Source organism: Streptomyces hygroscopicus subsp. hygroscopicus (genome assembly GCF_001553455.1).
GTDB classification, from domain to species: Bacteria; Actinomycetota; Actinomycetes; order Streptomycetales; family Streptomycetaceae; genus Streptomyces; species Streptomyces hygroscopicus.
Genome location: NZ_BBOX01000263.1, coordinates 22,136 through 38,767, shown reverse-complemented (window position 1 = coordinate 38,767; position 16,632 = coordinate 22,136). Strand labels below are relative to the sequence as shown.

Here is a 16,632-nt window from a genome sequence, read left to right as displayed (position 1 = left end):
AGCCCCAGACCGGCCGTGGCGCCGGTGGCGGCGGTGGCGGCGAGGAAGGTGCGCCGGTCGAGGGCGGCGACGGCAGCTGCGGCGGACCGTACGGACCGTATGCGGGACATGCGCGATCTCCCCGAGTGGACACGCGGTGACGGGCGGACAGCGGGGCTGTCCTCACCTCGGATCGTTGGCACCGGGGGTGGCCTGGGAGTGAACGAGACGGCAACGCCGGCCGCCGATATCCACACGTGGATCTTGGCGGTGGCAAACGGTCATCGCGCCCTGGGGAACCGGAATCCTCTCGCTCACCCGGCGTTCATCCGCGCTGGGAACCGCATCCGCCGTGGGAAAAATCACGGGACGGTAACGGGCCCGCCTGAGACACTTGCCAGGAGGGTAGGCGCCTCGAGCAGGCACGACCAAGGAAAAGGGCTGATATGAGGATCGGAATCGTCGGAGCGACCGGCCAGGTCGGCGGAGTGATGCGCAAGGTGCTCGCCGAGCGCGACTTCCCGGCCGAGCAGCTGCGGCTGTTCGCCTCCGCCCGCTCGGCCGGCCGTACGCTCCCGTGGCGCGGTACCGAGATCGCGGTCGAGGACGCGGCCACGGCCGACTACTCCGGACTGGACATCGTGCTCTTCTCCGCCGGCGGCGCCACCTCCAGGGCGCTGGCCGGGAAGGTCGCCGCACAGGGCCCGGTCGTGATCGACAACTCCTCGGCCTGGCGGATGGACCCCGAGGTGCCGCTGGTGGTCGCCGAGGTCAATCCGCACGCCGCGGTGGACCGCCCCAAGGGCATCATCGCCAACCCGAACTGCACCACCATGGCCGCCATGCCGGTGCTGCGCCCGCTGCACGCCGAGGCCGGGCTGACCGCCCTGGTGGCCACCACCTACCAGGCCGTCTCCGGTTCGGGGCTGTCCGGCGTCTCGGAGCTGGACGGCCAGATCCGCAAGACCGCGGACCGCGCCGCCGAGCTCACCCACGACGGCGCGGCCGTGGAGTTCCCCGAGCCCGGGGTGTACGCCCGCCCGATCGCGTTCAACGTGCTCCCGATGGCCGGCAAGATCGTCGACGACGGCCGGTTCGAGACCGACGAGGAGCAGAAGCTCCGCAACGAGAGCCGCAAGATCTTGGAGATCCCGGAGCTGAAGGTGTCCGGCACCTGTGTCCGGGTCCCGGTCTTCACCGGCCACTCGCTCCAGGTGAACGCCCGCTTCGAGCGTCCGATCAGCGTGGAGCGCGCCTATGAGCTGCTGGCCTCGGCCCCGGGCGTGGCGCTCTCGGAGATCCCCACCCCGCTCCAGGCCGCCGGCCAGGACCCCAGCTATGTGGGCCGGATCCGGGTGGACGAGACGGTCGAGCACGGTCTCGCGCTGTTCCTGTCCAACGACAATCTGCGCAAGGGCGCGGCGCTGAACGCCGTGCAGATCGCCGAACTGGTGGCGGCCGAGCTGAGCTGACGGCCACCGCCACATCCGAGGGGGAGCGGCCCGGCGGGCCGCTCCCCCTCGGCGTCCCCCGCCCGCTCAGTCCCCCGTGCCGCAGGCCGTTCCGTCGTGGTCGCGGTCGAGGTGGTGACGGTCACGGCCGTGGGTCCTCATGGCGCCGTAGCCGCGGGACAGCAGCCATGCGCAGCGCTCGGACCCGGTCACGCCCCGGGGGAAGGTCCAGGGCACGCACTGGTCGCCGGTGCCGTAGGTGTGGTCGCATCCGTCGTACCCCTCGGGCAGGGCCGTCCCCCCGGTGCTCCGGTGCTTGGCGGTGTGGGGCGCGGCGGAGGGGTCGTCGGCGAACGGCTGGGCGTGGGCCCCGGCCGCCGTCGTACCGCCGATGTGCACCCAGCGGGAGGCCGAGGGGACGCCGTCGGCGCCCACGACGGAGAGCATGTACCAGCCGGGCGGGGCCAGGTTGGGGTTGCTGGTGAGGTTGAGGTCGAGGGTGGTGTCGAGGGTGGTGGAGTCGACCACGGTCATCGGCAGGTCGACATAGCGCTGGTTGGGGTCGGAGGAGTGGGTGACGGCCGCGGGCCGGATCAGCGACGCCTTGACCACCGGCTGGTCCACGGTGACGCGCTGGGTCGAGCCGTAGGCCCACTCCCGCGAGGCGGCCGAGGTGATGCGCGGCCGGGCGCCGCGGAAGAGGTACGGCGGTTCATAGATCGAGATCCGGCGGTCGAAGGAGCCGTCGCCGGGGTTGTCGCCGACGCTCAGCACCCGCCCGTCGGGCAGCAGCAGCGACGAGGAGTGGTAGGTGCGCGGGACCGGGTCGGTGGCCAGGTCCGCTTCGAAGGCGCCCGAGGCGGGGTTGAACAGCGACGCCTCGAAGACCGGCTTCTCCCGGTAGGTGTGCAGGGCGCCGCCGGTCTCCAGGACCTTGCCGTCCGGGAGGATCACGGTGGAGACGTAGACCTTGCCCTCCTCGCCCTTCTGCGGGGTGCCGTCCGCGTAGTGGCCGTGCGGCAGATCGGGCCCGGGGACGTACCCCGGGTCGTCGGCCTTGAGGTCGATGAGGTCGGTGAGGCGGTGGGCGTTCTCGGTGACGGTGTGGTTGCCGCCGCCGACGGTGAGCACCCGCTGGTCCTGGGCCGGGGGCAGCAGCACGCTCATCGACTCGTCCCGCTCGTCCTTGCGGCGCAGCCCGGGTACGTCGGTGATGGTGCCCTTGTCGTAGTCGTAGAGCGAGGCGCCGGTGCCCGGCAGGCCGTTGCCGAAGACATGGCTGCCGGTGTAGAAGAGCCGGCCGTCCTGGAGCAGGATCATCGCCGGGTACAGCCCCCAGAAGCTCCAGGTCTGCTTCTCGCAGCAGCCCTTCCAGGCGCCGGTGGTGTGGTCGAACCGCTCGTTGACGACGGTGCCGTTGGCGGTTTCGTCGAGGCCGCCGAAGGAGGTGACGTCGCCGTTGCCCATGGCGGTGGCCGAGGGGTACCAGTGTCCGGCGATCATGTCGTTGGTGCGGGTGTAGCGGTTGGTGGCGGGGTCGAAGACGTAGGAGGTCTTCAGGCCCTTGTAACTGGTGCTGCCGTCGAGCGCGGCGTAGTCCTTGTTGCCGCCCATGACCAGCACCCGGCCGTCGGGAAGCTGGACGTGCCCGGCGCAGAAGAAGTCGTCGGGCGTGGGCACGTCGGTGAAGCCGTTGGTCGCGGGGTCGAACACGGTGGTCCTGAACGTCCCGGCCGCGAACGCGTCGCGGTCGTTGCCCGAGCCCGCGATGAGCAGCACCTTGCCGTTGTTCAGCAGCACGGAGTGGATGGCCCGGACCGGCGAGGGCAGGGACAGGACCGTCCAGCGGCCGTCGCAGGCCGGGCCGGTGTCCTCCGCCGCGCAGACCGGGTCCCGCGGTCCCGGGTCGGTCGCGTCGGTCATGGCGTAGTCGTCGGTGGCCAGGGTGCCGGTGCCGTAGAGGGTGACGCCCCAGGTGATCCGGTCGGTACCGGCGGGGACGGGCGGGGTGCGGACCTCGGCCCGGTCGTAGGCGGAGGTGACCGGGAGGGTCTTGAGGTCGGTCCACCAGGTCCAGCCGCCGGCGGCGTCGTGCCGGAAGAGGGTCAGGACGGTGTGGGGCGAGGTGGTGCGGTACCAGACCGACACGTCGTACTGGTGGTCCGGGACCACGGCCGGGGCGCAGTCGTTCTCCAGCATCATCATCTTGCGGTCGCCGGAGGCGACGCGGGTGAGGGTGAGCTCGACGGCATGGCTGCCGCTGTGGGCGCCGGCGGCCCCGGTGACGGTGAAGGTGTGGTCGTTGTCGCCGTAGCCGGACTTCTCGAAGCAGGTGGGGAAGGAGTCGGCGCCGAGGTTCTCCAGACCGGGGTTGGTGATCAGGTTGGGGGCCGCCCTGGCGGCGGCCCGCGCGCCGGGGTCGGGCGGGGACAGGGCGAGGACGACGGACGCGAGCGTGGTGAGCAGGACGGCCAGGAGCCGTGCCGCTCTTCGCCGTCCGGCCTTCCGCCCCGGTGGACTCGGTCTCCTCATGCGTCACCCCTGTCCGTTGTGGGTCTTGAGGATGTCGATGCGGCCGTCGCCCTCGCCGAAGGTCGCCACGGGCGTGGCGTGGCGGAGCAGATCGGCGATCGTCGGCATCTGCGGGTTGTGCCGTTCGCCGCGCAGCGCGGGTGTGGAGACGACGTAGTCGATGTCGCGCCAGCCGTGGGGCATCGTTTCGGCGATGGCCGGGTCCTGGTCGACCTTGTAGTGCCAGATGGCCCCGGTGCCCGGACGCAGCCCGCTGCCGACGGCGTCCAGCCACAGCACCCCGTCGACGACCACGCGGCTGCCGCCCGGATCCGGGATGTGGCCCTCGCGCAGCCAGCGGGCGGCCTGGTAGTAGGCGTCGGTCTCGGCCGTGGTGGCGTTGTGCCGGCCGGCGCCGGCCCAGGGCGGGACGGTCAGCACGGCCGCGCCGGTCAGCAGCAGCGCGGCGGCGGTGGCGCGGACGCCCCGCGCGCCCCGCGCGCCGCCGCGGGCGAGGCGTTCGGCGGGCAGCGCGGCGACGGCCGCCTGGACCACCGCGGCCAGGGCGATGGCGAGGAACGGCAGCAGCTGGACGATGTACATCTTCGGCAGATAGCCGCCCGGTCGCAGCGCCACCAGCGCCAGCACCACGGCGGCCAGCGCCGGGCCGCGCAGCCGCAGCCCCGACCGCGGGGGCAGGGCGAGCACGACGAGGGTGGCGGCCAGCCCGGCGAGCGGGAGGACGGGGTCGGTGTCGAGCCACTGCCGCACCAGCGCATGCGCCTCGGTCCCGGGGGCGAACACCGAGCCGGTGCCGGCCCGGCCGGCGAGCTGGAACTTCAGCGTGCCGAGCAGCGAGACATGGCCGGCGCCGGGCAGCAGCTCGTTCTTGAGCAGCGCGTACAGCGGATAGAGCAGGGCGGTGCCCAGCAGCCCGGAGGCGAAGCCCGCGACGGAGAAGGCGCGGGTGCGCCGGTGGCTGCCCTGCCACAGCGCGACGACCACGGCGGGCAGCACGACGGCGATGGTCTCCTTGGAGAGCATCGCGAACGCCAGGCAGACGCCCGCGCCGACGTGGTGCCACAGATGGCGGCGCGGGGAGAGGGCGAAGGCGAAGGCGGCCAGCACCCACAGCACGGCGAAGTTGTCCAGGTAGATCTGCCGGCCCAGGGTCACCGAGAGCGGTGAGAGGGCGTGCAGCAGCGCGGCGCCGCCGGCCGCCCGGCGGTTCAGCCCGCCGCGCCGCGCGACCGCCCAGATCAGGGCGGTGGTGGCGGCCGCCACGGGCAGCATGGCGATCCGGCCCTGGACGAAGGCCGGCAGGTCCGGAAGGAGCCAGGACGGCAGCCAGGACACGGCGGCCAGCTGGATCCAGCCCAGCGGCGGATGGTCGTACCAGTACGTGTAGTGGGCCAGGCCCTCGGCATGCCGGACCGCCCACGCCTGGGCCAGATAGGTGCCCTCGTCGTCGTTGGGAAAGGGCAGTCCGCCGATGTTCCAGGCGCGGACGGCCACGGCCAGAATCACCACGGGCAACAGCAGCGCGAGATCCGGCACCCGGCCGGTGCGTATTCTCCGCACGCCGGGCGGCGGCATTTTCGCGCTGCCCGGATAACCCGTCGCCGAATCCTCGGCCACGGGCATGGTGGCGTACCCCACGGAACCCCCCTCAGAACACCGTCGGCACGGCTTTACAGAACACCAGCAGCCGATAACGAAACAATAAACCACCGGTTTCGGAGTGGCGACATGTTCGCCCGGTTCACCCCGTCCGGCCTTTGGCCGGAGATGGACCATGGATACGGAATACCACATTCCGTTATTGACGGAATCGTAAAGGGGTGCTAGCGTCCCGTCCTGTTTCGCCGGAGCACCGCTGGAATCCATTGGGGGGAATTCCATGGCGCTTTCCGCCGTGCTGTTGTTCGTGTCACTGGTGCTCATGACGGCGGCCACCACCACGCTGTGGTGGATGATGCACGCCTGGCGCACCCCGGAGACGCTGGAGGCCACCGCGTTCGCCGAGCCCGACGGCGAGCACCGGCTGTCCTTCTCGCTGCTGGTCCCGGCGCGGCACGAGGAGGCCGTACTGGAGCACACCGTCCGGCGGATGCTCCGCATCGACCATCCGGATTTCGAGATCGTGGTGATCGTCGGGCATGACGATCCGGGCACCGCCGCCATCGCGCACCGGCTCGCCGCCGTCCGTTCCGATCGCGTCAAGGTGGTCACCGACCATCATGAGCGGAAGAACAAACCGCGGGCGATGAATACCGCGCTGCCGCATTGCCGTGGTGAGATCATCGGGGTCTTCGACGCGGAGGACATCGTCCATCCCGGACTCCTCACCCATGTCGATTTCGCCTTCCACCGCGATGAAGGGGACGGCAGACGGACGGATGTGGTGCAGGGCGGGGTCCAGCTGATGAACTACGAGAGCAGCTGGTACGCGCTCCGAAATTGTCTCGAGTACTTCTTCTGGTTCCGCAGCAGATTGCATTTGCACGCCCGAAAGGGGTTCATTCCGCTCGGCGGCAATACCGTCTTCGTACGAGCGGATCTGCTGCGCGCCACCGGCGGCTGGGACGGAGACTGCCTGGCCGAGGACTGTGACCTGGGCGTACGGCTCTCCAGCGGCGGCGCCAAGGTGCAGGTCGCCTATCACGCGGCGCTGGTCACCCGGGAGGAGACACCGGGCTCCCTCGTCGCCCTCTACAAACAGCGCACCCGCTGGAACCAGGGGTTTCTCCAGGTGCTCAGGAAGGGCGAGTGGCGGCGGCTGCCCGGTTTCGGCCAGCGCGTCCTGGCCCGCTACACCCTCACCACGCCCTTCGTACAGGCGTTCAGCGGGGTGGCCGTGCCCATCGGCGCGGGCGTGGCGGTCGCGGGCGGAATCCCGCTGCCGGCGGCGCTCTTCGCCTGGCTGCCGGTGCTGCCCATGGCCGCGATGGTGGCCTTCGAATGCGCCGCCCTGCACGACTTCGGCCGGCAGTACCAGGTCGGCATCCGGCTCCGGCACTACGTCCAGCTCGTCCTCGGCACGCCCGTCTACTCCCTGGTGCTCGGCGCCGCCGCGGTACGGGCGGTCTGGCGCGAGTACACCGGGCGCGACGACTGGGAGCTGACCTCGCATGTCGGCGCGCATCTGCCCGGTGCCCGGCCGCGGGCCGAGGACGCCTCCCGCTGACCGTCCGACATGCGAGGATGGCCATCCGCCTGACGCATGGCGTACCGCACATGACGAACGGGAGTAAGCCGACGTGCCTGGCACCAACCTCACAAGGGAGGAAGCGCAGCAGCGGGCGCGCCTCCTCACGGTGGACGCGTACGAGATCGAACTGGACCTGAGCGGCGCTCAGGAGGGCGGTACCTACCGCTCGGTGACCACGGTGCGCTTCGACGCCGCCGAGGCGGGCGCGGAGACGTTCATCGACCTGGTGGCGCCCACGGTGCACGAGGTGGTGCTCAACGGGGACGCGCTGGACCCCGCCGAGGTCTTCCGGGACTCGCGGATCGCCCTTCCGGGGCTGTTGGCCGGGCGCAACGAGCTGCGGGTGGTCGCCGACTGCGCGTACACCAACACCGGGGAGGGGCTGCACCGCTTCGTCGACCCGGTCGACCAGCAGGCGTACCTCTACACCCAGTTCGAGGTGCCGGACGCCCGCCGGGTGTTCGCCAGCTTCGAGCAGCCCGACCTGAAGGCCACGTTCCAGTTCACCGTGACGGCGCCCGAGGGCTGGACGGTGATCTCCAACTCGCCGACGCCGGAGCCCAAGGACAGCGTCTGGCGGTTCGAGCCGACCCCGCGCATCTCCACGTACATCACCGCGCTGATCGCCGGTCCCTACCACAGTGTGCACAGCGCCTACGAGAAGGACGGCCGCTCGGTGCCGCTGGGCATCTACTGCCGTCCCTCGCTCGCGGAGTACCTCGACTCGGACGCGATCTTCGACGTGACGCGGCAGGGCTTCGCGTGGTTCGAGGAGAAGTTCGACTACGCGTACCCGTTCGCCAAGTACGACCAGCTCTTCGTGCCGGAGTTCAACGCGGGCGCGATGGAGAACGCGGGCGCGGTCACCATCCGTGACCAGTACGTCTTCCGCTCCAAGGTCACCGACGCCGCGTACGAGACGCGGGCCGAGACCATCCTCCACGAGCTGGCCCACATGTGGTTCGGCGACCTGGTCACCATGGAGTGGTGGAACGACCTGTGGCTGAACGAGTCGTTCGCCACCTACACCTCGATCGCCTGCCAGGCCCACGCGCCGGGCAGCACATGGCCGCACTCGTGGACCACCTTCGCCAACTCCATGAAGACGTGGGCCTACCGGCAGGACCAGCTGCCCTCCACGCACCCGATCATGGCCGAGATCAACGACCTGGACGACGTCCTGGTCAACTTCGACGGGATCACCTACGCCAAGGGCGCCTCGGTGCTCAAGCAGCTGGTCGCCTACGTCGGGATGGACGAGTTCTTCCGTGGCGTCCAGGCGTACTTCAAGCGCCACGCGTACCGGAACACCCGGCTGTCGGACCTGCTCGGCGCGCTCGAGGAGACCAGCGGCCGGGACCTGAAGACCTGGTCGAAGAAGTGGCTGGAGACGGCCGGCATCAATGTGCTGCGGCCTCGGATCGAGACGGACGCGAGCGGCACGGTGACCTCGTTCGCGGTGCGGCAGGAGGCCCCGGCGCTCCCGGCGGGCGCGAAGGGCGAGCCAACGCTGCGGCCGCACCGCATCGCCATCGGCCTGTACGACCTGGACGCGACCGGCAAGCTGGTCCGCTCCGAGCGGATCGAGCTGGACGTGGACGGTGAGCTGACCGAGGTGCCGCAGCTGGCCGGTAAGAAGCGCTCGGCGGTGATCCTGCTCAACGACGACGACCTCACCTACGCGAAGGTGCGGCTGGACCCGGACTCGCTGGCCGTCGTCACCGAGCACCTGGGCGACTTCGCGGAGTCGCTGCCGCGCGCCCTGTGCTGGGCCTCGGCCTGGGACATGGTCCGCGACGGCGAGCTGGCCACCCGCGACTACCTGTCGCTGGTCCTCTCGGGCATCGCCAAGGAGTCGGACATCGGCGTCGTCCAGTCGCTGCACCGCCAGGTGAAGCTGGCCATCGAGCTGTACGCCGCGCCGGCCTGGCGCGAGACGGGCCTGGCGAAGTGGTCCGAGGCCGCGCTCGACCACCTGCGGGCGGCGGCGCCGGGCAGCGACCACCAGCTGGCCTGGGCACGGGCCTTCGCCGCGACCGCCCGTACGGAAGCGCAGCTGGACCTGGTCTCCGGGCTGCTCGCGGGCACCGAGACGATCGAGGGCCTGGCCGTCGACACCGAGCTGCGCTGGACGCTGCTGGAGCGGCTGGCCGCCACCGGGCGGGCGGACGAGGCGGCCATCGCGGCGGAGCTGGAGCGGGACAAGACCTCCGCGGGCGAGCGCCACGCCGCGACAGCGCGGGCCGCGCGGCCGACGCGGCAGGCCAAGACGGAGGCGTGGGCGTCGGTCGTGGAGAGCGACCAACTGCCCAACGCGGTGCAGGAGGCGGTGATCGGCGGCTTCGTCCAGACCGATCAGCGCGAGCTGCTGGCGCCGTACGCGGAGAAGTACTTCGCGGTGGTGAAGGACATCTGGGACAGCCGCAGCCATGAGATGGCGCAGCAGATCGTGGTGGGCCTCTACCCGTCGCTGCAGATCTCACAGGACACGCTGGACGCCACGGACGCCTGGCTCGCCTCCGCCGAGCCCTCCCCGGCGCTCAGGCGCCTGGTGACGGAGTCCCGCGCGGGCATCGAGCGCGCGCTCAAGGCCCAGGCGGCGGACGCGAACGCGGGCTGACCGGGGTGTGGCGCCGTGCGGGGCCCTGCGCCCCGCACGGCGCCGCTGCCGCGTAGGGCCGGGGCCGTCCGACGGGTTCGTTGCCGGGTGCGGCCCGGTCAGCGATCAGCCATCAGCGGGGGTCGGGGACGGCCAGGCGGGCCATGTCGCCGTACCGGCGCAGCAGGTCCGGGTACGTCTCGGCCGCGACCCGCAGCCACCGCTGCGCCTCCTCCGTCCGCCCGAGCCCGCGCAGCGCCTGCGCGAGCCAGTACGGCGCCTCCTCGTGGTCCCCCTCGCAGGCGATCCTCAGCAGCGGTTCGGCCTCGGCGCAGGCGCCGCGCCGGACCATGCTGCGCCCGGCGAGGAAGGCGGGCGGGACCAGGCCGCTGCGCGCGGCGCGCACGTACCAGCGCTCGGCGTGCTGTGGATCGCCGCCGCGCTCCTCCGACGTCCAGCCGAGCCACCACGCGGCGCGCCCGTGTCCGAGGTCGGCCGCCCGGCGGAACCAGATCTGGGCGGTGCGCCGGTCCCCGGCCTCGTCGTGGATGCGGCCGATGTCGTACGCGGCCCCGGCGTCGCCCTCCGCGGCGGCGGGTTCGTAGTACGGCACCATCCGCACCCCGTTGGCGCCGCCCCCTTCGTACAGCATCCGGCCGAGGGCCAGCAGGGCGCGCGGGGTGCCGGCCTTGCGGTACCAGTCGGCGGCCTCCGGGAGCCGGTACAGCCGCATCAGGGCGTCGGCGTACGCGTACCAGTCGTCCGGGCCGCCCTCCTCGGCGCGGGCCCGCAGCCCCGGCAGCCGCTCCGCCCACTCGGCGGGCGGCATCCGCTCGGGGTCGGCGCGGATCGCGGCGATGCTCTCCAGTGCCGTGACGATCCGCTCCTCGCCCTCGTCGAACGGGTCCCGGCTCTCCTCGTCGACACCGGTGGCCCGCAGCCACCGTTCCGCCTCGTCCAGCCGGCGCTGCCGTACGCACAGCACGCCGAGGTTGAAGCAGGCCCAGATGTGGCCGCCGTCCGCCTCGTCGGCCGTGCGGTACCACTCCTCGGCGGTGCGCAGCTCGCCGTTCTCCTCCGCCCAGACCCCGAGGACGTACGCCGCGCCGTCGTAGCCCAGCCCATGGGCGCGTTCGACGAGGGCGCGGGCCTCGTCCCAGCGGCTGTGGTCGCGGGCGATGAAGAGGGCCTGGTCCACCAGCGCCTTGGCGCTGCCCACCGCCGCCGCCCCGGCGTACAGCGCCTCGGCCTCCGCGACCATCCGGGGGTAGCGCTCGAACATCGCCCTGCGGTCCGGATCGAGCAGCTCGCGCAGCGCCTCGTACGCCTCCTCGGGGTCGCCCTCGGCCTCCGCGCGGGCGAGGGCCTCGCGCCAGCGGGCCAGGTCGCGCAGCATGTCCTGGATGACCCGGCGGGCGCGGGCGGCGGTCTCGTCGCCCTCGGCGGACGCCTCGGCCAGCCGCTCCAGGGCGGTGTCCCATGCGCCGCGGGCGGCCAGCATCACGGCCCCGTTGGTCTTGCACTCGACGCTGCCGAGCGCGGCTCCGCGCTCGTACCACTTCTCGGCGCCGGCCGCGTCGCCCGCCTCCTGAAGCAGCCGGGCCAGGCCGAACGCACAGCCGCCGTCGCGATCGGCGGCCGTGCGGTACCACCGCTCGGCCTCGGCGAACTCGCCGCGGTCCTTGTGACAGATCGCCAGGGTGCGGGAGGCGTCCGCGTCCCCGGCGTCGGCGGCCCTGGCCCACCACGGCAGGGCCTCGTCCAGGCGGCCCCGTCCGGTGAGGAGTTCGGCGTACGCCCGGTACGCGCCCGGCTTCCCGGCCGCGGCGGCGGCCCTCAGCCGGGCCGCCTCGGCCGCCGGGTCCGCCTCCTGATCCGCCGCCACCTGGTCCACCGTGGCGGGCGTTTCACCGGGAGCCGCGCCGGGCCCCTCTTGCGATGAATGTTCGACCATCACCCGATGGTGCCAGAGTGATCACACTCGTTCGGCACGGGCCCTGCGACGGGCCAGCAGCGCCTCGCGTCGCTCGTCGAACTTGGTGGCCTGGTCGTTCAGTCCGCCCATGTAGAGGCCCAGTTCCTCCTGCGCCTTGATCCCCTCCGGGCCGAGCCCGCCGATCTGCAGGACCTTCAGGAAGCGCAGCACGGGCTGGAGGACGTCGTCGTGGTGGATGCGCAGGTTGTAGATGCCGCCGATGGCGATCTGGGCGGCGGCGCGTTCGAATCCGGGCATCCCATGACCTGGCATGCGGAAGTTGACCACCACGTCGCGGACGGCGCACATGGTCTGGTCGGGGGCCAGCTCGAACGCCTTCTCGAGCAGGTTCCGGTAGAAGATCATGTGCAGGTTCTCGTCGGCGGCGATGCGCGCCAGCATCCGGTCGCAGACCGGGTCACCGGAGTGGTGGCCGGTGTTGCGGTGCGAGATGCGGGTGGCCAGCTCCTGGAAGGCCACGTAGGCGACGGTGTGCAGCATGCTGTGCTGGTTGTCCGACTCGAACCCCTCGGACATGTGCGCCATGCGGAACCGCTCCAGCTGTACCGGATCGACGGCGCGGCTGGTCAGCAGGTAGTCGCGCATCACGATGCCGTGGCGCCCCTCCTCCGCCGTCCAGCGGTGCACCCAGGTGCCCCAGGCGCCGTCGCGGCCGAAGAGGGTCGCGATTTCGTGGTGGTAGCTGGGGAGGTTGTCCTCGGTGAGGAGGTTGACCACGAGCGCCGTCCGGCCGACCGCGCTGACCTTGGACTGGTCGGGCGCCCATGCCTCACCGCCCATGACCCCGTCGAAGTTCCGGCCGTCGCTCCACGGGACGTACTCGTGCGGCATCCACTCCTTGGCGACCTTCAGATGCCGGTTCAGCTCGGTCTCGACGACCTCTTCGAGTGCGTACAGGAGCTGGGTGTCGCTCCATACGGCCTGACCGTGGGGGTGGGAAGGGGCGAGGGTCACTGCGCGGCTCCAGGGGACGGGGGCGATGGGCTTACTTACGCTTCCGTAGGTTACGACACCGTAGGTTAAAGCGAGAATAAACGGCCCGCGACCTGGGGATGGTGCCCGGGGAACGCTCCGTGCCCCGGTCGGACGTGGCGATCCGGTCCGGGAAGCGGGTGGGCCGGGGACGGGAAGGCCAGTGGTCCGGAAGGAAAACGGGTGGCCGTAGGGGCGGCCGTACGGGTGGCGGACGCCGGAGGCCAGTGGTCCGGAAGGAACACGAGCGGCCGTACGGATGGCCCGGACGCCGAAGGCCAGTGGTCCCCGGGCGGAAGGCGGGTGGGCCGGGCGACGCGCGAGGGCACAACGACAAGGGCGCCCCGGCCTGATGGCCGGGGCGCCCTGGCAGCGGCGTACGCGCGCTTCGTCGATCGATCGCTCAGTCGGTCTGCTTGCGGGACTTCCTGTCTCCCGCCATCACCAGACCCGCGATCACCAGGAAGAGAATGATCGGAGCGGCGACATAGAGGCCCAGCGTCTCGGCGACGCTCAGGCCCGGACCCGGGTCGTCACCGTCGTCGCGGGTGAGCGCGAACGCGGGGGACGACATCAGCAGCATCGCCGTCGTCGCGGCGATGACTGCACCGGCGCGCACGGCGTTCTTGTTGACCTTGTTGCTCACGGACTCAAGTTATCCGACGCCCCGCGGCGCCGCGTGCCCGGGGTCGCCTTTACCACGGGATTGAGGTGCCCATGACGGCAGCCCCGGGAGGTCGTCCCGGGGCTGCCCGCCTCGCCGAGGTGGACGGGGGCGGCGGCGCGACGGCAGCCGCGGTGCCGCACGGCGGGCGCGTCCCCGTATCCGCGGCTCGTCGGCGGTGACGGGTCCGCCCGGCGGGAGGACCCGCCGGGCCCCGGCGACGGTAACAGAAGGCAGTGCCCCGCCAGGCCCCGGCGACGGTAGCAGAAGGCAGTGCCCCGCCAGGCCCCAGTGGCGCTAACAGAAGGCGGCGCCCCGCCATGTTCGCGGCATCCCGGCTCACGGGGTCTCACGGGCCGGGGCGCGCGGGGCGAGCCGGGCCACCTCGGCCATCAGCGCGCGCAGCCGGGGTGAGGCGATCAGCTCCTCCAGGGACATCGGGCGCCCCTCGGCGTCGGCGATCGGCAGCCGCCAGTTGGGGTACTGGTCCCAGGTGCCCGGCAGATTCTGCGGTCTGCGGTCCCCCACCGCGTCCGGCAGCCAGACGCCCACCAGCCTCGCCGGGGTGCGCAGCAGGAAGCGGTGGACGGCCGTGACCGCCGCCTCCTCGTCGCCCGGCCCCTCCGGCAGCAGCCCGAGCCGCCCCAGCAGCGTCAGCCATTCGGCGACCTCGATCGCGTCCGCCGCCCGTTCCTCGGCGAGGGGACGGCTCAGCAGGCCCAGCCGGTGACGGAGTTCGACGTGGTCACCGGTGAGCCGGGCGGCCGTGCTCGGCAGATCGTGGGTCGTCGCGGTGGCCAGGCAGTCAGTGCGCCACTCCTCCGGCGACAGCGGACGAGCCGCGCCGGGCTCGCCGTAGGCGCGCTCGAACCACATCACCGACGTCCCCAGCACCCCCCGCCGCTCCAGTTCCTCCCGTACGCCGGGCTCGACCGTCCCCAGGTCCTCCCCGATGACGACCGCCCCGGCCCGGTGCGCCTCCAGGGCGAGCACGCCGAGCATCGCCTCCGCGTCGTAGCGGACGTAACAGCCCTCGGCCGGTTCGCGCCCCTCCGGGACCCACCACAGCCGGAAGAGCCCCATCACATGATCGATGCGGAGCGCGCCCGCGTGCCGCAGGAGGCCGCTCAGCAGATCGCGGTAGGGGGCGTATCCGGTGGCCGCGAGGGCGTCCGGGCGCCACGGCGGCAGGCCCCAGTCCTGGCCCCGGGAGGTGAAGGCGTCCGGAGGCGCGCCGATCGACATGCCGGAGGCGAAGACGTCCTGGAGCGCCCATGCGTCGGCGCCCGAGGGGTGGACCCCGACCGCCAGGTCGTGCACGAGGCCGATGTCCATGCCCGCGTCGCGTGCGGCGCGCTGGGCGGCGGCCAGTTGGGTGTCGGTGAGCCAGGCGAGCCAGCAGTGGAAGTCGGTGCGCTCCAGGTGTTCGGCGCGTGCCCGGGCGGTGCGCGCGGAGCGCGGATCGGCCAGCCCGTCGGGCCAGCCGCGCCATTCGGGGCCGTGGGTCTCGGCGAGCGCGCACCACAGGGCGTGGTCCTCCAGTGCCTGACCGCGCTCGGCGAGGAAGTCGCAGTAGGCGGCGCGGCGGCCGGGGCTGAGCGGCACGGTCCGCACCAGCTCCAGCGCCTCCCGCTTGAGGGCCCATACGGCGTCCCGGTCGATGAGGGCGCCCTCGCGCAGGACGGACCGGCGGAGGGCGGCGGCGGCCTCCAGCAGCTGATCGGCCCGCTCGCGGGCGCGACCGCGCAGATGGGCGTATTCGGGTACGTCCTCGATCCGCAGATGGACCGGGTCGGGGAAGCGCCGCGAGGAGGGGCGGTAGGGCGAGGGGTCGGTGGGCGCGGCCGGGGTGCCGGGCACGGCGGCGTGCAGCGGGTTGATCTGGACGAAGCCGGCCCCGAGCGCCCGCCCCGACCAGGCGGCGAGGTCGGCCAGGTCACCGAGGTCGCCCATGCCCCAGGAGCGCGCGGAGAGCAGCGAGTAGAGCTGCACCAGGAAGCCGTGGCTGCGGGCCGGGGGTAACGGCATCCGGTCGGGGGCCACGATGAGGGGGGCGGTGGCGCGGCGGCCGTCGGGGGCCTCGGCGAGCAGGGTGTGGGCGCCGGGCGGCAGCGCGGCGAGCCCGGCGAGGAGGCCGCCGGCGACGGCGCCCTTGGCGAGCGCGCCGTCCGTAAGAGGGCCGTCCGTAAGAGGGGGGAGAGGGCCCGGTGCGGGAGAGCCATCCGCAAGGAGGCCGTCCGCCGGAGCGCCGCCCGTGCCCCCCGTAAGGAGTCCGTCCGCGCGCACGCCGCCCGTGCCGCCCGTAAGGCGGCCGTCCGCGACGAGACCATCCGCGAGGAGGCCGTCGGCTCCGCGGGCCCCCGCGGCCGACCGCCCCCGCGCATGCGGTGCGCCGTCCTCGGCGCGCACGCGCAGTGCCGTGCCCTCGGGCAGGCTCAGGCGGGGCGCCCTGCCCGGGCGCACCACCACGCAGGGGGGCAGCAGCCGGTCGCGCTGGCGGGCGGCGTGCCGGTCCAGCGCTTCGGTCACGGATCGGGGGGTCGAGGCGTCCACACCGAGTGCGGCGAGCACGGCGACGACAGTGTCCTCGGGCACCTGGACGGTGCGGCCCGGGGCGGGCTCGTAGGAGGTGGCGACACCGTGCAGCTCGGCGAGCCGCGCTCTGCCCATCAGTACTCCATCGGCTCGCAGCCCGTGCCCGCGCCGGAGAGGGCGGCGGTCGGCTCACTCGTCAGGGGGCGTTCGGCGGCGAGCGGGGGCTCGCTGGTCAGGGGGATGTTGTCGGCGAGCGGGGGTTCGCTGGTGAGGGGCGCCTCGGTGGCGCTTCCGGACCCGAAGCCGTCCAGGCCGCACAGTCCGCAGTCGGGGCCGGAGACCCCGGCGAAGGGATCCGGTTCGCTGGACGCCTCGGGTGCGGGTTTGGACAGGGCGGAGAGCAGAAGCTGAGCTGACGCGGCCACACGGACCTCCGTGGGGTTGTCGGCAGTGGGTCATGTCGAGCCCTACCCACTCCGGGCGGGCGCAGACGTAAACGCCCCTCGGACGTGCTGTAGGTCACATACCCGCTGGGCGGCGATTTCACTGCGGCAAGGGGGCGAGAGCACAGAGTTTACGAACAAGGCCGCCCTTCGTCCGTCAGACTTGCGCCGGGCGCGCCATGCCTCGCCCGGCCCGCCCGGCGCGTCACGGAGGCGGCAATGCCGACACTTCGGTCGCTCGCGTTGACACCCTCAGCGGCCTGGTGGTGGG

General features: G+C 72.5%; 10 protein-coding genes. 3 read left to right on the top strand and 7 right to left on the bottom strand.

The features are described 5' to 3' along the window. Nucleotides 1-425: 425 nt before the first annotated feature. Nucleotides 426-1,451, top strand: coding sequence for an aspartate-semialdehyde dehydrogenase (locus AXW62_RS25500; RefSeq protein ID WP_060946558.1), 1,026 nt, complete (start codon nucleotides 426-428; stop codon nucleotides 1,449-1,451). Nucleotides 1,452-1,517: 66 nt separating this feature from the next. Here the strand turns inward: AXW62_RS25500 and AXW62_RS25495 are convergent, their stop codons facing one another. Beyond that, a complete protein-coding gene (locus AXW62_RS25495) occupies nucleotides 1,518-3,962 on the bottom strand; it encodes a galactose oxidase early set domain-containing protein (RefSeq protein WP_079115786.1) in 2,445 nt (814 codons plus the stop codon). Nucleotides 3,963-3,965: 3 nt separating this feature from the next. Beyond that, nucleotides 3,966-5,522, bottom strand: coding sequence for an ArnT family glycosyltransferase (locus AXW62_RS25490; RefSeq protein ID WP_063817656.1), 1,557 nt, complete (start codon nucleotides 5,520-5,522; stop codon nucleotides 3,966-3,968). Nucleotides 5,523-5,841: 319 nt separating this feature from the next. Between AXW62_RS25490 and AXW62_RS25485 the strand changes: the two genes are divergently transcribed. Together AXW62_RS25485 and pepN are read left to right on the top strand one after the other, a co-directional pair. Continuing rightward, on the top strand, nucleotides 5,842-7,128 hold the full coding sequence (locus AXW62_RS25485) for a glycosyltransferase family 2 protein (protein ID WP_060946556.1): 1,287 nt from the start codon (nucleotides 5,842-5,844) through the stop codon (nucleotides 7,126-7,128). Between the two features lie 73 nt (nucleotides 7,129-7,201). Continuing rightward, nucleotides 7,202-9,772, top strand: a complete 2,571-nt coding sequence (gene pepN / locus AXW62_RS25480) for an aminopeptidase N (protein ID WP_060946555.1) — start codon at nucleotides 7,202-7,204, stop codon at nucleotides 9,770-9,772. Nucleotides 9,773-9,884: 112 nt separating this feature from the next. Here pepN and AXW62_RS25475 read toward each other — a convergent pair whose 3' ends face one another. The 5 genes from AXW62_RS25475 to AXW62_RS25455 form a co-directional block, all read right to left on the bottom strand. Continuing rightward, on the bottom strand, nucleotides 9,885-11,705 hold the full coding sequence (locus AXW62_RS25475; RefSeq protein WP_079115785.1) for an SEL1-like repeat protein: 1,821 nt from the start codon (nucleotides 11,703-11,705) through the stop codon (nucleotides 9,885-9,887). Nucleotides 11,706-11,726: 21 nt separating this feature from the next. Beyond that, the gene (locus tag AXW62_RS25470; RefSeq protein ID WP_060946553.1) at nucleotides 11,727-12,701 is read right to left on the bottom strand and encodes an acyl-ACP desaturase; all 975 of its coding nucleotides are present in this window, start codon (nucleotides 12,699-12,701) and stop codon (nucleotides 11,727-11,729) included. Between the two features lie 421 nt (nucleotides 12,702-13,122). Beyond that, nucleotides 13,123-13,365, bottom strand: coding sequence for a hypothetical protein (locus tag AXW62_RS25465; RefSeq protein ID WP_060946552.1), 243 nt, complete (start codon nucleotides 13,363-13,365; stop codon nucleotides 13,123-13,125). 357 nt (nucleotides 13,366-13,722) lie between these two features. Next, on the bottom strand, nucleotides 13,723-16,053 hold the full coding sequence (gene malQ / locus AXW62_RS25460) for a 4-alpha-glucanotransferase (RefSeq protein ID WP_060946551.1): 2,331 nt from the start codon (nucleotides 16,051-16,053) through the stop codon (nucleotides 13,723-13,725). Further along, nucleotides 16,053-16,343 carry a hypothetical protein gene (locus tag AXW62_RS25455; protein ID WP_060946550.1) on the bottom strand — a complete coding sequence of 97 codons (291 nt, stop codon included), beginning with the start codon at nucleotides 16,341-16,343 and terminating at the stop codon, nucleotides 16,053-16,055. Before AXW62_RS25455 ends, malQ begins: the two co-directional genes overlap by 1 nt. Nucleotides 16,344-16,632: the final 289 nt, after the last annotated feature.

Coding starts and splice junctions, on each gene's coding strand:
- AXW62_RS25500 (WP_060946558.1), top strand. CDS start 426: ATGAGGATCGGAATCGTCGGAGCGACCGGCCAGGTCGGCGGAGTGATG.
- AXW62_RS25495 (WP_079115786.1), bottom strand. CDS start 3,962: ATGAGGAGACCGAGTCCACCGGGGCGGAAGGCCGGACGGCGAAGAGCG.
- malQ (WP_060946551.1), bottom strand. CDS start 16,053: ATGGGCAGAGCGCGGCTCGCCGAGCTGCACGGTGTCGCCACCTCCTAC.
- AXW62_RS25485 (WP_060946556.1), top strand. CDS start 5,842: ATGGCGCTTTCCGCCGTGCTGTTGTTCGTGTCACTGGTGCTCATGACG.
- AXW62_RS25475 (WP_079115785.1), bottom strand. CDS start 11,705: ATGGTCGAACATTCATCGCAAGAGGGGCCCGGCGCGGCTCCCGGTGAA.